The sequence below is a fragment of the Streptosporangium longisporum genome (genome assembly GCF_039534895.1).
Taxonomy (GTDB): Bacteria; Actinomycetota; Actinomycetes; order Streptosporangiales; family Streptosporangiaceae; genus Streptosporangium; species Streptosporangium longisporum.
In genome coordinates, this window is the sequence record NZ_BAAAWD010000012.1 from 22103 (window position 1) to 37232 (window position 15130).

At 70.9% G+C, this 15130-nt stretch carries 14 protein-coding genes and 1 pseudogene; 7 read left to right on the forward strand and 8 right to left on the reverse strand.

Annotation, left to right across the window (positions count from 1 at the left end):
• The first annotated feature begins 241 nt into the window (after nucleotides 1–241).
• Together ABD832_RS21365 and ABD832_RS21370 are read left to right on the forward strand one after the other, a co-directional pair.
• Nucleotides 242–739 (forward strand): TIGR02611 family protein, encoded by a 498-nt coding sequence (locus tag ABD832_RS21365; RefSeq protein ID WP_344898184.1) that lies wholly within the window; start codon nucleotides 242–244, stop codon nucleotides 737–739.
• 154 nt (nucleotides 740–893) lie between these two features.
• Nucleotides 894–1268: a hypothetical protein gene (locus ABD832_RS21370; protein ID WP_344898186.1), complete on the forward strand. Its 375-nt coding sequence runs from the start codon at nucleotides 894–896 to the stop codon at nucleotides 1266–1268.
• A gap of 84 nt (nucleotides 1269–1352) precedes the next feature.
• Here ABD832_RS21370 and ABD832_RS21375 read toward each other — a convergent pair whose 3' ends face one another.
• The gene (locus ABD832_RS21375; protein WP_344898188.1) at nucleotides 1353–2123 is read right to left on the reverse strand and encodes a TetR/AcrR family transcriptional regulator; all 771 of its coding nucleotides are present in this window, start codon (nucleotides 2121–2123) and stop codon (nucleotides 1353–1355) included.
• Between the two features lie 135 nt (nucleotides 2124–2258).
• On the opposite strand from ABD832_RS21375, the gene ABD832_RS21380 reads away from it, so the two are divergent.
• The 3 genes from ABD832_RS21380 (at nucleotide 2259) to ABD832_RS21390 (ending at nucleotide 4589) form a co-directional block, all read left to right on the forward strand.
• A complete protein-coding gene (locus ABD832_RS21380; RefSeq protein WP_344898190.1) occupies nucleotides 2259–3275 on the forward strand; it encodes an ATP-binding cassette domain-containing protein in 1017 nt (338 codons plus the stop codon).
• Nucleotides 3272–4123, forward strand: coding sequence for an ABC transporter permease (locus tag ABD832_RS21385; RefSeq protein ID WP_344898192.1), 852 nt, complete (start codon nucleotides 3272–3274; stop codon nucleotides 4121–4123). Before ABD832_RS21380 ends, ABD832_RS21385 begins: the two co-directional genes overlap by 4 nt.
• A gap of 196 nt (nucleotides 4124–4319) precedes the next feature.
• Nucleotides 4320–4589 (forward strand): hypothetical protein, encoded by a 270-nt coding sequence (locus ABD832_RS21390; RefSeq protein ID WP_344898194.1) that lies wholly within the window; start codon nucleotides 4320–4322, stop codon nucleotides 4587–4589.
• Nucleotides 4590–8695: 4106 nt separating this feature from the next.
• On the opposite strand, the gene ABD832_RS21395 is transcribed toward ABD832_RS21390, so the two are convergent.
• Nucleotides 8696–9337 (reverse strand): ATP-binding cassette domain-containing protein, encoded by a 642-nt coding sequence (locus ABD832_RS21395; protein ID WP_344898196.1) that lies wholly within the window; start codon nucleotides 9335–9337, stop codon nucleotides 8696–8698.
• 323 nt (nucleotides 9338–9660) lie between these two features.
• Here ABD832_RS21395 and ABD832_RS21400 point away from each other — a divergent pair, with 323 nt between their 5' ends.
• Complete coding sequence (locus tag ABD832_RS21400) at nucleotides 9661–9813, forward strand: hypothetical protein (protein ID WP_344898198.1); 153 nt, start codon at nucleotides 9661–9663, stop codon at nucleotides 9811–9813.
• Between the two features lie 23 nt (nucleotides 9814–9836).
• Nucleotides 9837–10214 (forward strand): hypothetical protein, encoded by a 378-nt coding sequence (locus ABD832_RS21405; protein WP_344898200.1) that lies wholly within the window; start codon nucleotides 9837–9839, stop codon nucleotides 10212–10214.
• Between the two features lie 308 nt (nucleotides 10215–10522).
• On the opposite strand, the gene ABD832_RS21410 is transcribed toward ABD832_RS21405, so the two are convergent.
• The 6 genes and pseudogenes from ABD832_RS21410 to ABD832_RS21425 form a co-directional block, all read right to left on the reverse strand.
• Nucleotides 10523–10690 (reverse strand): hypothetical protein, encoded by a 168-nt coding sequence (locus tag ABD832_RS21410; protein WP_344898202.1) that lies wholly within the window; start codon nucleotides 10688–10690, stop codon nucleotides 10523–10525.
• A 15-nt stretch (nucleotides 10691–10705) separates the two neighbouring features.
• The gene (locus tag ABD832_RS42245; RefSeq protein WP_425582626.1) at nucleotides 10706–11311 is read right to left on the reverse strand and encodes a PGPGW domain-containing protein; all 606 of its coding nucleotides are present in this window, start codon (nucleotides 11309–11311) and stop codon (nucleotides 10706–10708) included.
• A 264-nt stretch (nucleotides 11312–11575) separates the two neighbouring features.
• A complete protein-coding gene (locus ABD832_RS21415) occupies nucleotides 11576–11980 on the reverse strand; it encodes a cellulose binding domain-containing protein (protein ID WP_344898457.1) in 405 nt (134 codons plus the stop codon).
• A gap of 122 nt (nucleotides 11981–12102) precedes the next feature.
• Nucleotides 12103–12186, reverse strand: a pseudogene (locus ABD832_RS42250) (hypothetical protein); the annotation flags it as partial.
• A complete protein-coding gene (locus tag ABD832_RS21420) occupies nucleotides 12155–12388 on the reverse strand; it encodes a hypothetical protein (RefSeq protein ID WP_344898204.1) in 234 nt (77 codons plus the stop codon). The pseudogene ABD832_RS42250 and the gene ABD832_RS21420, both read right to left, overlap by 32 nt.
• On the reverse strand, nucleotides 12385–14946 hold the full coding sequence (locus ABD832_RS21425; RefSeq protein ID WP_344898205.1) for a beta propeller repeat protein: 2562 nt from the start codon (nucleotides 14944–14946) through the stop codon (nucleotides 12385–12387). The genes ABD832_RS21420 and ABD832_RS21425 overlap by 4 nt, the downstream gene beginning before the upstream one ends.
• Nucleotides 14947–15130 lie beyond the last annotated feature (184 nt).

Genomic DNA, 15130 nt, shown 5'->3' on the forward strand with positions numbered 1-15130 from the left:
CGACGGGCCGGGAGCGCGTACGGCCCCGGCCGAGCCCTGAACGGGCCCGGCCGGGGCCGTCCTGGTTCCGGCACTCCCTCGCACGGGTGACGCGGCCCTCCCGGCGGGACGGCGTGCCGCGGGCCCGGGCTCGGTCTTATGGCCGGTACGGGTCCGTCTTCAGGATGAGATCCGCCCTCCGCGGAGGCCCGCCCGCCCGGCAGACCCTATTGTGGAAGAAACCGACAGTCCGGGGGAGAGCATGGCGATCTCAGATGGGGTGCGCGGCCCTCGGGACGCGGCGGAGGGCTCGCCGAACCCGCCGCGGCTCGACGAGACCGGTGAGACCGGTGCCCCCGGGGCTCCCGGGGCCCGGCGGTCCGGCCTGCACGGCAGGCTCGACGACATCAGGTCCACCCGCACCGGCCGTCTCACCCTGAAGATCGTCATCGGTGTGGTCGGCGCCGTGCTGGTCATCGGCGGCCTCATCATGGTGCCCTTCCCCGGCCCCGGCTGGCTGGTCGTCTTCGCCGGGCTGGCCGTGCTGGCCACCGAGTTTCACTGGGCCCACCGGCTGCTGGAGTTCGGCAAGCGGACCCTGTCGGCCTGGACGGCCTGGCTCGGCCGCCGGGGCTGGACCGTCAAGATCCTGGTCGTCCTGGTCGCCGCGGCCACCGCCGGAGTCATCGTCTACTTCGGCCTCAAGCTCAGCTTCGGCCTCGACCTGGTCGTCGAGGCGCAGAAGCTCCTCCTCCGCTAGACCGGCCCGCGCGCCTCGCCGCGACCCGGCTCCCGACGAGTTTTACCCGGTGGAGTACGGCTCGTTATCTTTCCCGGATGTGACTCTCCGTAGTGTCTCCACGTCCGATCCGCAGGGACGGATCGGCAGAGACGATTAAGGAGAGTGACGTTCTATGCGCGCCCTGTCCTCGATGCTGGTCCTCGCGGCCGCCGGAGCCGCCATCCTGACCGGCACCCCCGCCCACGCCGACGACGTCAACCTGGCCGCGAGGGTGCAGCCGGGCGAGGAGGTCTTCCTCACGCCCGAGCTCGTCCCCGCGGCCCAGTACAACGGGAACGTCCTGATCAAGCTCGACAACAACAGCGTCCCCGTCAAGGTCAAGATCGGCAACTGCCGTGGCCGGTACATCGGCACGCTGCCGATCGCCGCCAACGACCACGCCGCGTACGTGGCCGCCAGCACCACCCCGCCCGCGCAGTGCATCCGCTACCGCGTGAAGAACATGGGCAACACCCCGGCCGCCATCACGGGCACCGGTTACTTCTAGACACCGGTGACGTCGAGGGGGGTCGCGCGACGCGCGGCCCCCCTTCCGGCGTTCACGCGACGCCCCACCCGCACCCGGGGCGGGTCACGGGCGCTCGCGGCCCGCGATCAGGACGGCCACCCCGTCCAGGATGCGCTCCAGGCCGAACGAGAGGGCGTGGGCGGGGTCGGTGATCGCCTGGTGGGCCTCACCGGCCGCCTGCCCGACGCGGGAGGCGACCGGGAAGCGGCCGGCGTCCACGAGCCGTTCGAGCAGCGGGGCGTTGGACAGCCACCACTCGGCGTCGTCCATCCCGCTCTCCCGCTGGACGCGCAGCTGGTCGGCCCTGGACCTGGCGATGCTCTCGACGTGGGAGAGGACCAGGCCGAGGACCGAGTCCATCTCGACGTCCGACAGTCCCCAGCCCTCCAGGGGACGCAGCTCGGCCTCGTACTTGAGCGTGGCGTTCGGGCCCAGCGTGGAGCGCGGGTCGCGGGCCTGGAGCATCCACGGGTTGCGCCGGTAGAGGTCCCAGTTACGGGCGGCGATGAACTCCAGCGCGCCCCGCCACCCGCCGGGCTGCCGCGACGGCGCGTCCACGTCGGCGTACAGCTCCCCGTACGTGGCGTCGATCATCAGGTCGACCAGCTCGCCCTTGCCCGGCACGTGGGTGTAGAGGGACATGGTCCCCACCTCCAGCCGTTCGGCGACGTGGCGCATGGAGACCGCGTCGAGCCCCTCGGCGTTGGCCAGCTCGACGGCCGCCAGGACGATCGAGCGCACCGTCAGCCCGGAACGCCCCGGTTTGCTGTGCGAGCCCCACAGGAGGGCAAGGCTGCGGGCCGGGTCGGCGTCGGAAGCTTTCTTCGCACTCACGGGATCGGTCTCCAGATTCTCGGCGTCAGGACCACCGTAACGGAGCCGTACGGTGTACCGTACTCAATACGGCAAAGGCGTGCCGGGCCGGCGGATCCTCCGTCCGGGCCGGCACGAAAGGACGGGTGAGAACGGGTGAGACGACAGGACGCCAAGGCCGGGTCCGCGATCGTCGCGGACGGCCTGCGCAAGGGGTACGCGGGCGCCCCGCCGGGCACGGGGCTCAACGGCTTCGACCTGGAGGTCGCGGCCGGGACGGTCTGCGGGCTGCTCGGTCCCAACGGGGCGGGCAAGACGACGGCCGTCAGGATCCTGGCCACGCTGCTGCGTCCCGACGGGGGCCGGGCGAGCGTGGCCGGGTTCGACGTCCGGACCGACGCCCGGCGGGTCCGCGAGCGGATCGGGCTGGTCGGGCAGTACGCCGCGGTCGACGAGATCCTCAGCGGGCGGCAGAACCTGGAGATGTTCGGCAGGCTGAACCACCTCTCCGCCGCCCAGGCGCGCAGCCGGGCCGGCGAGCTGCTGGAACGCTTCTCGCTGGCCGACGCGGGCCCCCGGTCGGTCGGCGGCTACTCCGGCGGCATGCGCAGGAGGCTCGACCTGGCGGTGAGCCTCATCGTGGCGCCGCCGGTGCTGTTCGTGGACGAGCCCACCACCGGCCTCGACCCGGCCGCGCGCCGGCAGGTGTGGGCGGCCGTGCGCGACCTGGTCGACGCGGGCACGACCGTGCTGCTCACCACCCAGTACCTGGAGGAGGCCGACCGGCTGGCCGACCGGATCGTGATGCTCGGGGCCGGCCGGGTCGTCGCCGAGGGCACCCCCGAGGAGCTGAAGTCCGCCCTCGGCGGCGACTGGCTGGACGTCGTCCTGGCCGACGCCGGGGACGCGGAGACCACCCGGGCCCTCGCGGCGCGGGTCGCCTCCGGCGAGGTCCAGGTGGACGCCGGGGCCTGCCGGGTCAGCGTCCCGGTCTCCGAGCGCACCCGGGCGCTCGTCACGCTGGTCACCGCGCTCGGCGACGCCGGGGTCGAGCCGGTGGACGTCACGCTGCGCCGTCCCACCCTGGACGAGGTGTTCCTGCACCTGACGGGCGACGACCCCCGGCCGGTGGCCGCGGGCGTCCCGGCCCCCGGCACGGAGGTGCCCGCATGAGCGTCACGACCCCCGCCCCCTCCGGCGCGTCCCCGGCGACCCGGGCGGCCCGCGTGTTCACCGACTCCTGGACGATCACCCTGCGGGACCTGAGGCACTGGGTCCGCAGACCGGGACCGGTCGTGCTGGGCTGGTTCTTCCCGGTGCTGATGGTGCTGATGTTCGGCGGCCTGTTCGGCGGCGCCATCGGCGCTCCCTCCGGCGGGCCCGGCGGCTCAGGCGCGGGCGACTACATCGACTTCCTCGTCCCCGGCATGTTCGCGATGACGATGCTGTTCGGCCTGGAGACCACGATGACGGCGGTCACCACCGACGCGGCCAGGGGGGTGACCGACCGGTTCCGCTCGATGCCGATGAACTCCTCCGTGGTCGTCATGGGCCGCGGGATCGCCGACATGCTCGACTCGGCCGTCGGGCTGGCCGTCATGTTCGCCACCGGGCTGCTGCTCGGCTGGCGCGGCGACGGCGGCCCGGCCGGCACGCTGGCCGCGGTGGGCCTGCTCCTGCTGCTGCGTTTCGCCGTGCTCTGGGTGGGGATCTTCATCGGCCTCGTCGCGGGCGGGCCTGAGGCGGTGGCGTCCGTGCAGATCCTCATCTGGCCGGTCGGGTTCCTGTCCAGCGTGTTCGTCGATCCGGCGACCATGCCCTCCTGGCTCGGCGCGGTCGCCGAGTGGAACCCGCTCTCGGCGACCGCGACCGCCGTCAGACGGCTCTTCGGCGACCCCGGCTGGGCCGGGGAGTCCTGGGTGGCGCAGCACGCGACGCTGATGGCGGTGCTCTGGCCGCTGCTGCTGATCGCCGTGTTCCTGCCGCTCTCGGCCCGTACGTTCCGCAGGCTCGGCGACTGAGGCGACGTCCCGCCCGGCCCGTCCGGGTTCGCCGAGGCTCGCCGGTGTCCCGGCCGGGACGGGACGGGCCGGGCCGAGCGGGCGGGGTGTCGCGGTGGCCGATCACATCGGCCGTCGCCGGAGGGGCGCCCGGTGTTTTACATCGTGGTGACGGGATCCGTCCCGCCCTGTAACCCAGGGTAGTGAGCCTGGAGGCATGAGTGAGACGGAACGGGAACGATCCGCCTCGGGGTGGACGCTCAACAGGGAACTGCTCAACGTCGGCGCGATCATCGTCGCCGCCGGTATCGCCCATCTGACGATGGGCCTGATAGGACACGAGAAGTACGGGCCGTTCATGCTCCTGCTGCTCGGCGGGGTGCTCGTCACGACGGCTCTCGGTCACCGCTTCTACGAACATCGGCGCCACCGCGTCCCCGCGGGCGTGGAGTGCCTCAGGTGCGGCACGCCGGTGGGGGACCCCTGACCGGCGGGACGCGGACCCCGCGGCCTTCCGATGTTCATCGCCACGGAAGGCCGCTTCCACACCTCTTCTAACCCTTTCGTTCTAGATCACGATCATGAGCGTTTTCCGACTTAGGATGCCGCCGTGTCCGTGACTCCTGGTATCCGCCGACTGCTCGGTCCTCTCGTCGCCTTGGCCCTGCCGTCGTGCCGTTCCCGGCGCCGCGCACGCCGCCGGCCCGTCACCGGACCGCGGTGGTCTCGCGGTGTCCCTCCGCGGGCTCCCCGCGACGGTGTCCCCGCGACGGTGTCCCCGGCGGGGTCCTCTCGACGCCGCCTCCACGCCTCAATTCACGGCCCCCCCGCGTCCTCGCGCGCCCGAGTCGTCGCACCGTCAACCCGGCACAATCTCGAAGGCCACGACCCTCAACCTCCTGACGTCCTCCACGAAACCGACCTCGCGACGGCACCCCTCCCCGATCTACGGTCGCGCCCAAGGCGCAAGCCTCGCGCCCACCGCTACCAACCCACACTCGCATGCTCGTGTTCGTGCTGACCTACCGCCAGCCACCAAGATCCGTACGTCCAAGAACGCCGTCGCCACTGCTGACCCACTAATCGTACGGCCGCAAGCAGGGCTACCGCATCGCAGAGCCTCCGGGGACCGCGTCTGCGGATCGGGCGACCGTCCCGAACCGGCGAAGCCGCACGGGCCCGTCACGCCGTGCGTTGTGCAGCGACTCCGCTCCCTCCGAAGGAGGGCCGAGGACCGGTGGCGTGACTGTGCTGACGCCAGGCGGCGCTCACCAACCGGTCAGACCGGCACCCGCGGAGAAGGACCGCCGGCCTACCCCCGCAACGCAGCCGAGGACCAGTGGGCCCCCACCTACACACCGCCGGCGCGCGACTGGGCCCTCGGCATCGCGCCGCAAGGTCCCGCAGCCGGCCCAAACCGTGCGGACAAGAACACAGTTCATCGCCGTCTCCCCTCCGGGGACGACCAGTGGTCGGGCCACCCGCAGGGAAACCATACCCGGGGCGGCAAGGGGGAGCAGAAAGAAGAATGGGGGACGACAATAAATATACAGAGGATAAATGTAAAGGAATCGTGTGTGTCTGAGAAATCGACCGGACCACCTGACTCGACCGGACAGGACGTGAAGGATATCAGCGTGGGAGCTCGCGAAAAAGTGCTGTGTAAGAAAGAGTGAGATACAAAACAGAGAGAGATTACCGCACGTCAAGCTCGGGCTGTCGTGCCGGGGCACGTGCGTCGTGTCAACACGGGGCGCGCGGGGGTAACAGGTAAGTGTGGTTGGAGTCCCAGTAGCGGCGGAGAAAGAGGAATCTCGTGAGGGGGATCTGAACATGAGGTGTAGACAGAAAAAGGGTATGAAAAAAGGAGGGGAGTGAAGGAGAGGGGGCTGTCTACGTCCCACCAGACCAACAAGTGTGGGCCGGATGCCGAGGCCCGGAGGAGAGAAGATACCAGGCGCAGGGTCCCAGACGCAAGACGTGCTAAAAGAATGTGTGAAGGCACCAGGGACGCGGCCCGACGAGGTAAGGCCTATCCACTCCCCTCCCAGCCCGGCCGGGCTGACCGTGTGCGGCGGACCGCGAGGTCCCCGGGCCGTAGACGTGCCGTGCCCCGGTTACGCGCAGCACGTCGCTCGCCGAGCTCAGCGGAACCGCGCCGACCCGTCGACCCTGTCTCCAGGTTGTCGGTCACTCGCGGAGGAGCACGACGAGCACGAAGCGGCACACCCACCGACGAGATTGCCTACGGTCACCCCCTGCGCCTCCGCTCCAGTCGTAGTGCGCAAGAGCCCGCGTTGACCGTAACGATCGTGGCCTGTTTGAATCCAATGGAGATTAAGTCACAGACACCGATCGCCGGTCCGTAGGAAGCACCCAGATGGCCTTGGCCGCCATGCCGACCTACCTAGCGTTAGGCGGCCAGCCGGTGAACGCGGCCCCTCGCTGCTATTGGTAGGTCTTCTTCCCAGAGTAATGTCACCCTGATCCGCTCGGTGGCCTGCGCCCAGTGAACTCCGGTGCCGCACCGAGGTTCGCCTCGAACGCGCCGGGACCCGTCGAACGCACCGAGACCCGTCAAGCCCCTCGATGCCCCCCGGGACACTCGTCCGTGACTCTCTCTCTACCACTGTGTCAAGCAGACCACCGGGTCCGGTGACGTGTCCGGCGCTGCGCGCCCGGAACGGCACGACCGGCACAGGCGACGAGAGGACCGACAGTCGGCGGGTACCAGAGTCACGGACACGGCGCGCATCTAAGTCCGTGACAAACGCTCATGATCGTGATCTAGACGAAAGGTTGAAGAGGTGTGGAAGCAGCGCCTTCCTGGCGATGAACAGCGAAGGCCGCGGGTCCGCGTCCCGCCAGGTTCATCAGGTCCCCACCACCGCGTGCCGCACCTGAGGCACTCCACGCGCGGGGACGCGTGCGCCGATGCGTTCGTAGAAGCGGTGACCGAGAGCGTCGGACGGCACGACAGAGCAGCAGTGAGCATGACGGTCCCGTACTCTCGTCGTCTATCAGGCCCATCGTCAGTATGGGCGATACGGAGGCGACAGCATGTGATCAGCGCCGGACGTTGAGCAGTTCCCTGTTGAGCGTCCACCCCGAGCGATCGTCCCGTCCGTCTCACTCATGCTCCAGGCTCACTACCTGGGTTCTACAGGGCGGGACGATCCCCGTCCCCAAACGATGTAAACACCGCTGCCCTCCGGCGACGGCGATAGTGTTTTGTCAGGCCACCGCGACACCTCCGCCCGCTCGCCTCGCCCGTCCCGTCCCGGCTCGGGACCTTCCGGCTGAGCTCTGACGAACCCGGACTCGGTGCCGTGCGGACGTCGCCTCAGTCGCCGCGCCTGCGGACGTACGGGGCGAGAGCGGCAGGACACGGCGATCAGCAGCAGCGGCCAGAGCACCGCCATCAGCGTCGCGTGCTGCGCCACCACAGGACTCCGCCCAGCCGGGCGTCGCTGACGAGCCGTCTGACGGCGTGGGTCGCGGCTCGCGAGAGCGTTCGCTCGGTCGACGCGCCGTGCCAGGAGGGCTTTCATGTCGTCGCGGATCGTCGACCACAGCTGACAGGAACCCGACGCAGATGAGTGATCTGCACGCGGCGCCATCCGCTCAGGCCCGCCCGCGACGAGGCCGTTGGAATGAAGATCACCACCCAGCGCACGGCGAAACGCCGCAGCAGGATGGCACGTCCCATCGCGGCCAGCAAGTGCCGGACCGGCGCTCCGTCGCCGCGCTAGCTTATTCTCGAGACAGCAGCCCGGTGGCGAACATGACGGCCAGCCGCGACGACAGTTATTGTGCGATGCAGCATGGCGGCGATCCCGCGGCCCATGACGACCACGGACTGTGTGAGTGCATCGGCGTCGTATGCGGAACGGTGCATGGTCACCGCCCACGGCCGCGGTCCGTTGGTGACGCCGGCAGCGTGGTTCTCCAGCCGAACGCAGTCGTGCATCGCGTAAACAGGCCGGGGACGTGTCAGGACGTCGATGTAGTCGCCCGCGACCTGAGCGCCCGGCCCGCCGAGGCGCCAGCGCGATGGCGCCGCGTGCCCGAACAGCCGCGAACTAGCAGCACCATCAGCACCGGAAGACCAGCCCCAGCACGACCGGGCGCCGGTCTGCGGACCATCAGTGCTCACGGTCCCGCCGTGATGTTCGTCAGAGTCGTGAACACGTGCGGGTCCGCCGGGTCGCCGGGACGCGCCGATGCGGGGTCGTGACGCTCATGCGGGCACCTCGTGCCCGGGGCCGCGGACGCCCGCGGCCACCGGACGTCGTCGCCCGTCAGGTGTGCAGGAACACCTCGTCCAGTGGGACGGCGCAGCGTGACGTCCACCGGCTCGACCCCGGCGTCGCCGAGCGCGTGTGACCAGCGTGACGAGCGCCGGGTGCGCTCGGAGACCGGACGCTGACCCGGCCGGTCCACCTGGACCTCGCCGGAGGCGACCGCGCCGCGAGGCCCGGGTGGTCTCCGCGTCCCCGGCGTCGGCCAGGACGACGTCCAGCCAGTCGCCGCCGAGGGCGGACTTCAGCTCCTCGGGGGTGCCCTCGGCGACGACCCGGCCGGCCCCGAGCATCACGATCCGGTCGGCCAGCCGGTCGGCCTCCTCCAGGTACTGTGGGTGGGGTGAGCAGCACGGTCGTGCCCGCGTCGACCAGGTCGCGCACGGCCGCCCACACCTGCCGGCGCGCGGCCGGGTCGAGGCGGTGGTGGCTCGTCCACGAACAGCACCGGCGGCGCCACGATGAGGCTCACCGCCAGGTCGAGCCTCCTGCGCATGCCGCCGGAGTAGCCGCCGACCGACCGGGGGCCCGCGTCGGCCAGCGAGAAGCGTTCCAGCAGCTCGCCGGCCCGGCTGCGCGCCTGGGCGGCGGAGAGGTTGTTCAGCCTGCCGAACATCTCCAGTTCTGCCGCCCGCTGAGGATCTCGTCGACCGCGGCGTACTGCCCGACCAGCCCGATCGCTCGCGGACCCCGCCGGCGTCGGTCCGACGTCGAACCGGCCACGCTCGCGGGCCCCCGTCGGAGCAGCAGCGTGGCCAGGATCCTGACGGCCGTCGTCTTGCCCCGCGTTGGGACCGGAGAGCCCGCAGACCGTCCCGGCCGCGACCTCCAGGTCGAAGCCGTTGAGCCCGTTGCCCGGCGGGGCGCCCGCGTACCCCTTGCGCAGGCCGTCCGCGACGATCGCGGACCCGCCTTGGCGTCCTGTCGTCCTCACCGTTCTCACCCGTCCTTTCGTGCCGGCCCGGACGGAGGATCCGCCGGCCCGGCACGCCTTTGCCGTATGAGTACGGTACACCGTACGGCTTCCGTTACGGTGTCCTGACGCGAGAATCTGGAGACCGATCCCGTGAGTGCGAAGAGCTTCCGACGCCGACCCGGCCCGCAGCCTTGCCTCCTGTGGGGCTCGCACAGCAAACCGGGGCGTTCGGGCTGACGGTGCGCTCGATCGTCCCTGGCGGCCGTCGAGCTGGCCAACGCCGAGGGGCTCGACGCGGTCTCCATGCGCCCAGCGTCGCCGAACGGCTGGAGGTGGGGACCATGTCCCTCTACACCCACGTGCCGGGCAAGGGCGAGCTGGTCCGACCTGATGATCGACGCCACGTACGGGGAGCTGTACGCCGACGTGGACGCGCCGTCGCGGCAGCCCGGCGGGTGGGGCGGGGCGCGCTGGAGTTCCTCGCCGGCCCGTAACTGGGACCTCTACCGCGCAACCCGTGGATGCTCCCAGGCCCCGCGACCCGCGCTCCACGCTGGGCCCGAACGCCACGCTCAAGTACGAGCCGAGCTGCGTCCCTGGAGGGCTGGGGACTGTCGGACGTCGAGATGGACTCGTCCTCGGCTGGTCCTCTCCCACGTCGAGAGCATCGCAGTCCAGGGCCGACCAGCTGCGCGTCCAGCGGGAGAGCGGGATGGACGACGCCGAGTGGTGGCTGTCCAACGCCCCGCTGCTCGACGGCTCGTGGACGCCGGCCGCTCCCGGTCGCCTCCCGCGTCGGTGGCAGGCGGCCGGTAGGCCCACCAGGCGATCACCGACCCCGCCCACGCCCTCATCGTTCGGCTGGAGCGCATCCTGGACGGGGTGGCCGTCCTGATCGCGGGCCGCGAGCGCCCGGACCCGCCCCGGGTGCGGGTGGGGCGTCGCGTGAACGCCGGAAGGGGGGGCCGCGCGTCGCGCGACCCCCCTCGACGTCACCGGTGTCTAGAGTACCGGTGCCCGTGATGGCGGCCGGGTGTGTTGCCCATGTTCTTCACGCGGTAGCGGATGCACTGCGCGGGCGGGTGGTGCTGGCGGCCACTACGGCGGCGTGGTCGTTGGCGGACGATCGGCAGCGTGCCGATGTACCGCCACGGCAGTTGCCGATCTTGACCTTGACGGGACGCTGTTGTTGTCGAGCTTGTATCAGGACGTTCCCGTTGTACTGGGCCGCGGGACGAGCTCGGGCGTGAGGAAGACCTCCTCGCCGCTGCACCCTCGCGGCCAGGTTGACGTCGTCGGCGTGGCGGGGGTGCCGGTCAGGATGGCGGCTCCGGCGGCCGCGAGGACCAGCATCGAGGACAGGGCGCGCATAGAACGTCACTCTCCTTAATCGTCTCTGCCGATCCGTCCCTGCGGATCGGACGTGGAGACACTACGGAGATCACATCCGGGAAAGATAACGAGCCGTACTCCACGGGTAAAACTCGTCGGAGCGGGTCCGCGCGAGGCGCGCGGGCCGTCTAGCGGAGGAGGAGCTTCTGCGCCTCGACGACCAGGTCGAGGCCGAAGCTGAGCTTGAGGCCGAAGTAGACGATGACTCCGGCGGTGGCCGCGGCGACCAGACGACCAGATCTTGACGGTCCAGCCCCGGCGGCCGAGCCAGGGCCGTCCAGGCCGACAGTCGCTTGCCCGAACTCCAGCAGCGGTGGGCCCAGTGAAACTCGGTGGCCAGCACGCCAGCCCGGCGAAGACGACCAGCCAGCCGGGCCCGGGGAAGGGCACCATGATGAGGCCGCCGATGACCAGCACGGCGCCGACCACACCGATGACGATCTTCAGGTGAGACGGCCGGTGCGGTGGACCTGATGTCGTCGGCTGCGTGCAGGCCGGACGCCGGGCCCGGGAGCCGCGCGGCACCGGTCCCACCGGTCTCGTCGGAGCCGCGGCGGGTTCGGCGAGCCCTCGCCGCGTCCCGAGGGCCGCGCACCCCATCTGAGATCGCCTATGCTCTCCCCCGGACTGTCGGTTTCTTCTCCACAATAGGGTCTGCGGGCGGGGCGGGCCTCCGCGGAGGCGATCTCATCCTGAAGACGGACCCGTACCGGCATAAGACCGAGCCCGGGCCCGCGGCACGCACGTCCCGCCGGGAGGGCCGCGTCACCCGTGCTGAGGAGTGCCGGAACCAGGACGGCCCCGGCCGGGCCCGTTCAGGGCTCGGCCGGGGCCGTACGCGTCCCGGCCCGTCGTGTTTCTCACTCAGGGCCGGGAGGCCGGGAGGGCCGCCAGGACCCCCCGCCTCGGCGGCGGTTTCAACCGCGGGGTCCTCCCCCCTGCCGTCTCGCGGGGACGGCAGGGGGCGGTCGTCAGGAGACGGTGCAGGTGACGGTGGACGGGACGCCGTTGGTGCCGGTCCAGCTCGCGCCGAAGCCGAACACGTGGACGCCCCGGCACCCAGGGCGCCGTTCCAGTCGTGTTCCTCACCGTGACGGCGGCACCGGTCTGGGTGTGCACGCCGCTCCAGAGCTGGCTGATCGTCTGGCCGTTCGGGAACGACCAGGTGACGGTCCAGCCGGTGGTCGCCGAGGTGCCGGTGTCTTCACCGTCACCTCGCCCTGGAACCCGCCCGGCCAGGAGTTGGCGACCTTGTAGGTCGCGGTGCAGCCCCCGCCCTGCCCGGCCGCGGTCGTGAACGTGACGGCGCCGAGGCGGTGGAGCTGTTGCCGGCCGCGTCGGCGGGCGATCACGTAGAACGTGTACGCGGTGTCCGCGCTCAACCCGCTCAGCACGTGCGACGCCGAGGAGGCCGTGGCCACCTTCACGTCCGTCGCACCCGCCTCACGGTAGACGTCGTACCCGCTCACACCCACCGCGTCCGTCGAGGCCGCCCACGTCAGCGTCGCCCCCCGAAGAGGTGACCGCCGACGCCACCGGCGTACCCGGCCGGGTCGGAGCGACGGTGTCCCCCTGTCCGGCCGCGGTCCTGAACGTGACCGGCGCCGAGGCGGTGGAGCTGTTGCCGGCCGCGTCGCGGGCGATCACGTAGAACGTGTACGCGGTGTCCGCGCTCACCCGCTCAGCGCGTACGACGCCGAGGAGGCCGTGGCCACCTTCACGTCCGTCGCACCCGCCTCACGATAGACGTCGTACCCGCTCACACCCACCGCGTCCGTCGAGGCCGCCCACGTCAGCGTCGCCCCCGAAGAGGTGACCGCCGACGCCACCGGCGTACCCGGCCGGGTCGGAGCGACGGTGTCGTCGGGCGGGACGGTCCCGTCGTTGTCGGCGTACAGGATGCCGGCGGCCGTTGGTGCCGAGGTAGACGCGGCCGTAGACGCGCGGGTCGCCGGTGAGGGCCTCGCCCGCGTTGCCGTACTGGTGCTGGTCGTCGTTGATCCTGACCCAGCTCGCGCCGGTGTCGTCGGAGCGGAACACGCCGGTGACGCCGCCGACGGTGGCGAGCGTGTACAGCGCCTGGTAGCTCTTGCCGGGCGCGGCCTTGCCGAAGCCGATGTTGACCGCGTTCGTGGACGCCGGGCAGCTTGGTGAACGACGCGCCGCCGTCGGTGGAGTGCCAGATGCCCGCGGCGGCGCCGGTGTCGCCTGCGGGGCCCGGTCAGCCAGATGTCGCCCTCACGGCCGGGTACGGCCTTGAACTTGACGTTGCCCTCGGCGGGCAGCCCGGTCGCGGCGGTGGCCGTGAACGAGGCGCCGCCGTTGACGCTGACGTAGAACCTCCCGGCGCTGAAGCCGTAGAACTTGTTCGGGTTCACCCGGTCGGACTCGACCACGGCGCCGGTCGGCAGGCCGGTGGAGGCGGTCCAGGAGTTTCCGTAGCCGACCGAGTGGTGCACGCCCACGCCCTTGGGCGCCCAGACGAACCGGGAGCCGTCGGCCGCGGCGGCGATCGTGCCGCCCTCGTTGATCCCGGCCGGTTCGCTCCCCTGGAACCAGTTGGCGCCGCCGTCGGTGGAGAACGCGGCGTGGCTGTCGTTCGGCCGGTCGGCGTCGGTGAAGTTGCCCGCGCGGACCATGACGGCCGGGTTGGTCTCGGCGTAGTCGAGGCTGGTCGTGGAGGTGAAGATCGGGGAGGTGAACATCATCGGGGGCACGGCGTCGAGGTTCGTGTGCCGGAAGCCGCCGATGTCACCCAGGGCGCTGACCAGCGGGGGCCCGGACGGCGGGCTGATCAGGTCGAGGACCGCGGTCTCCTCCAGCCCCTTGGCCATGGGCTTGATGGTGAGCTGGCCGCCGGTGTCCCACTTCTTGAGGTCCTCGGTGCCGTACAGCGTGGCGCCGGTGCCGTACATCATCCGGTTGCCGTCGAACGGGTCGATCTCCAGCGACTCGGTCATCCAGCCCAGCTTGGGCGTCACCTCGGGCAGCTGCGGGTTGGTCCCGAAGGTCAGCCACGGCGAGGAGGAGACGTCCATGGTGTAGCGGAAGCTGCGGTTGGGGTAGGAGGTGAAGTCCCAGATGCGGGTCCAGGTCGCGCCGGAGTCGGTGGACCTGAAGAAGATCACGTCCGGCCACCAGGAGATCTGGGTGGCGACCATGATCGTGCCGGGGTTCTGCCGGTCGATCGTGAGACCGCTGTAGCCGTAGTACGCCTCGGACGAGCTGGAGGGGACCGGGCTGATCTGGGTCCACGCGCCGGTGGTCGTGTTCAGCTTCCACACGTCGCCCTTGGCGCCGTCGTAGGGGCCGGAGGTGTCGCTGGTCGCGATGTAGAGCGTGTGGTTGACGTGGTCGAGCACGCCCTTGTGGGCGATGTAGCCGGTGGGCTGCCCGGCCACCCGGCTCCAGGTGGTCCCGCCGTCGGCGGAGGTGTAGACGGTGTTCTCCTTGTCGGCGACGCCGACGTAGATCCGCTGCGTGGTGTTGCCCGCGGTCGCCGAGCTCGGGTCGAACGTCACCCAGACCACGCCCGGACGGTGGCTGGTGTAGCCGTTGGGGTCGGCGGGGTTGTCGGCGTGGTTGCCCGCGTTGGGGAAGCTCGCCACCTTGGCCCAGGTCACGCCCTTGTCGGTGCTGCGCCACAGGCCGTTGCCCTCGGGAGCGCCGAAGTAGACGACGCTGTTCCTGTTGGGGTCGACGGCCAGCCGCTCGCCCATCCCGCGGCCGGGCATGTTGCCGCCGAGCTTGAACGGCAGCGTCGTGGCCTGCCAGGTGGCGCCCTTGTCGGCGGAGCGCAGGATGGCCCCGTTGTTGGGGTCCCAGCTGTTGGTGTACATGCCGGCGGCGACGTAGACGCGGTTCGTCTCCACCGGGTCGGTGGCCAGGCTGACCACCCCGTTGTAGCCCCATTTGTCCCAGCCCACCCAGTCGAGCAGCGGGGTCCAGCTCTTGCTCGCCTGCTCCCACCGGTACGCGCCGCCGATGTCGGTGCGGGCGTAGACGAGGTTCTTCTCCTTCTGGTTGAACACGATCCCCGGCACGAACCCGCCGCCGTCGATCCGCACGTTCTTCCACTCGTACGGCTCGGCGGCGGCCACGGAGCGGGCCGCGGGGCCGGACACGGTTCCGGCCCCGGCTGCGGACGCCGAGGCACCCGCCCCCGCGCCGGCCGCGCCCACCGTGGCACACGCCATCGCCACGGCGGCGAGCGCGCTGAACAGCCTTCTTCGCATGTACGGCTTCCCTTCGCAATGCAACGGACAAACCGCCATGCACGATCAGGTGACGGGACCCTGACCGTCGACCGCCCATGATGCGCGTGCATGAACGCCCAGAGGTTCACACGCCGGACCCCGGGGCGTCAATAGTTTGGATGGACAACTAAAAAACCCACTCCCGTACCGCCGTCCCGGAGCG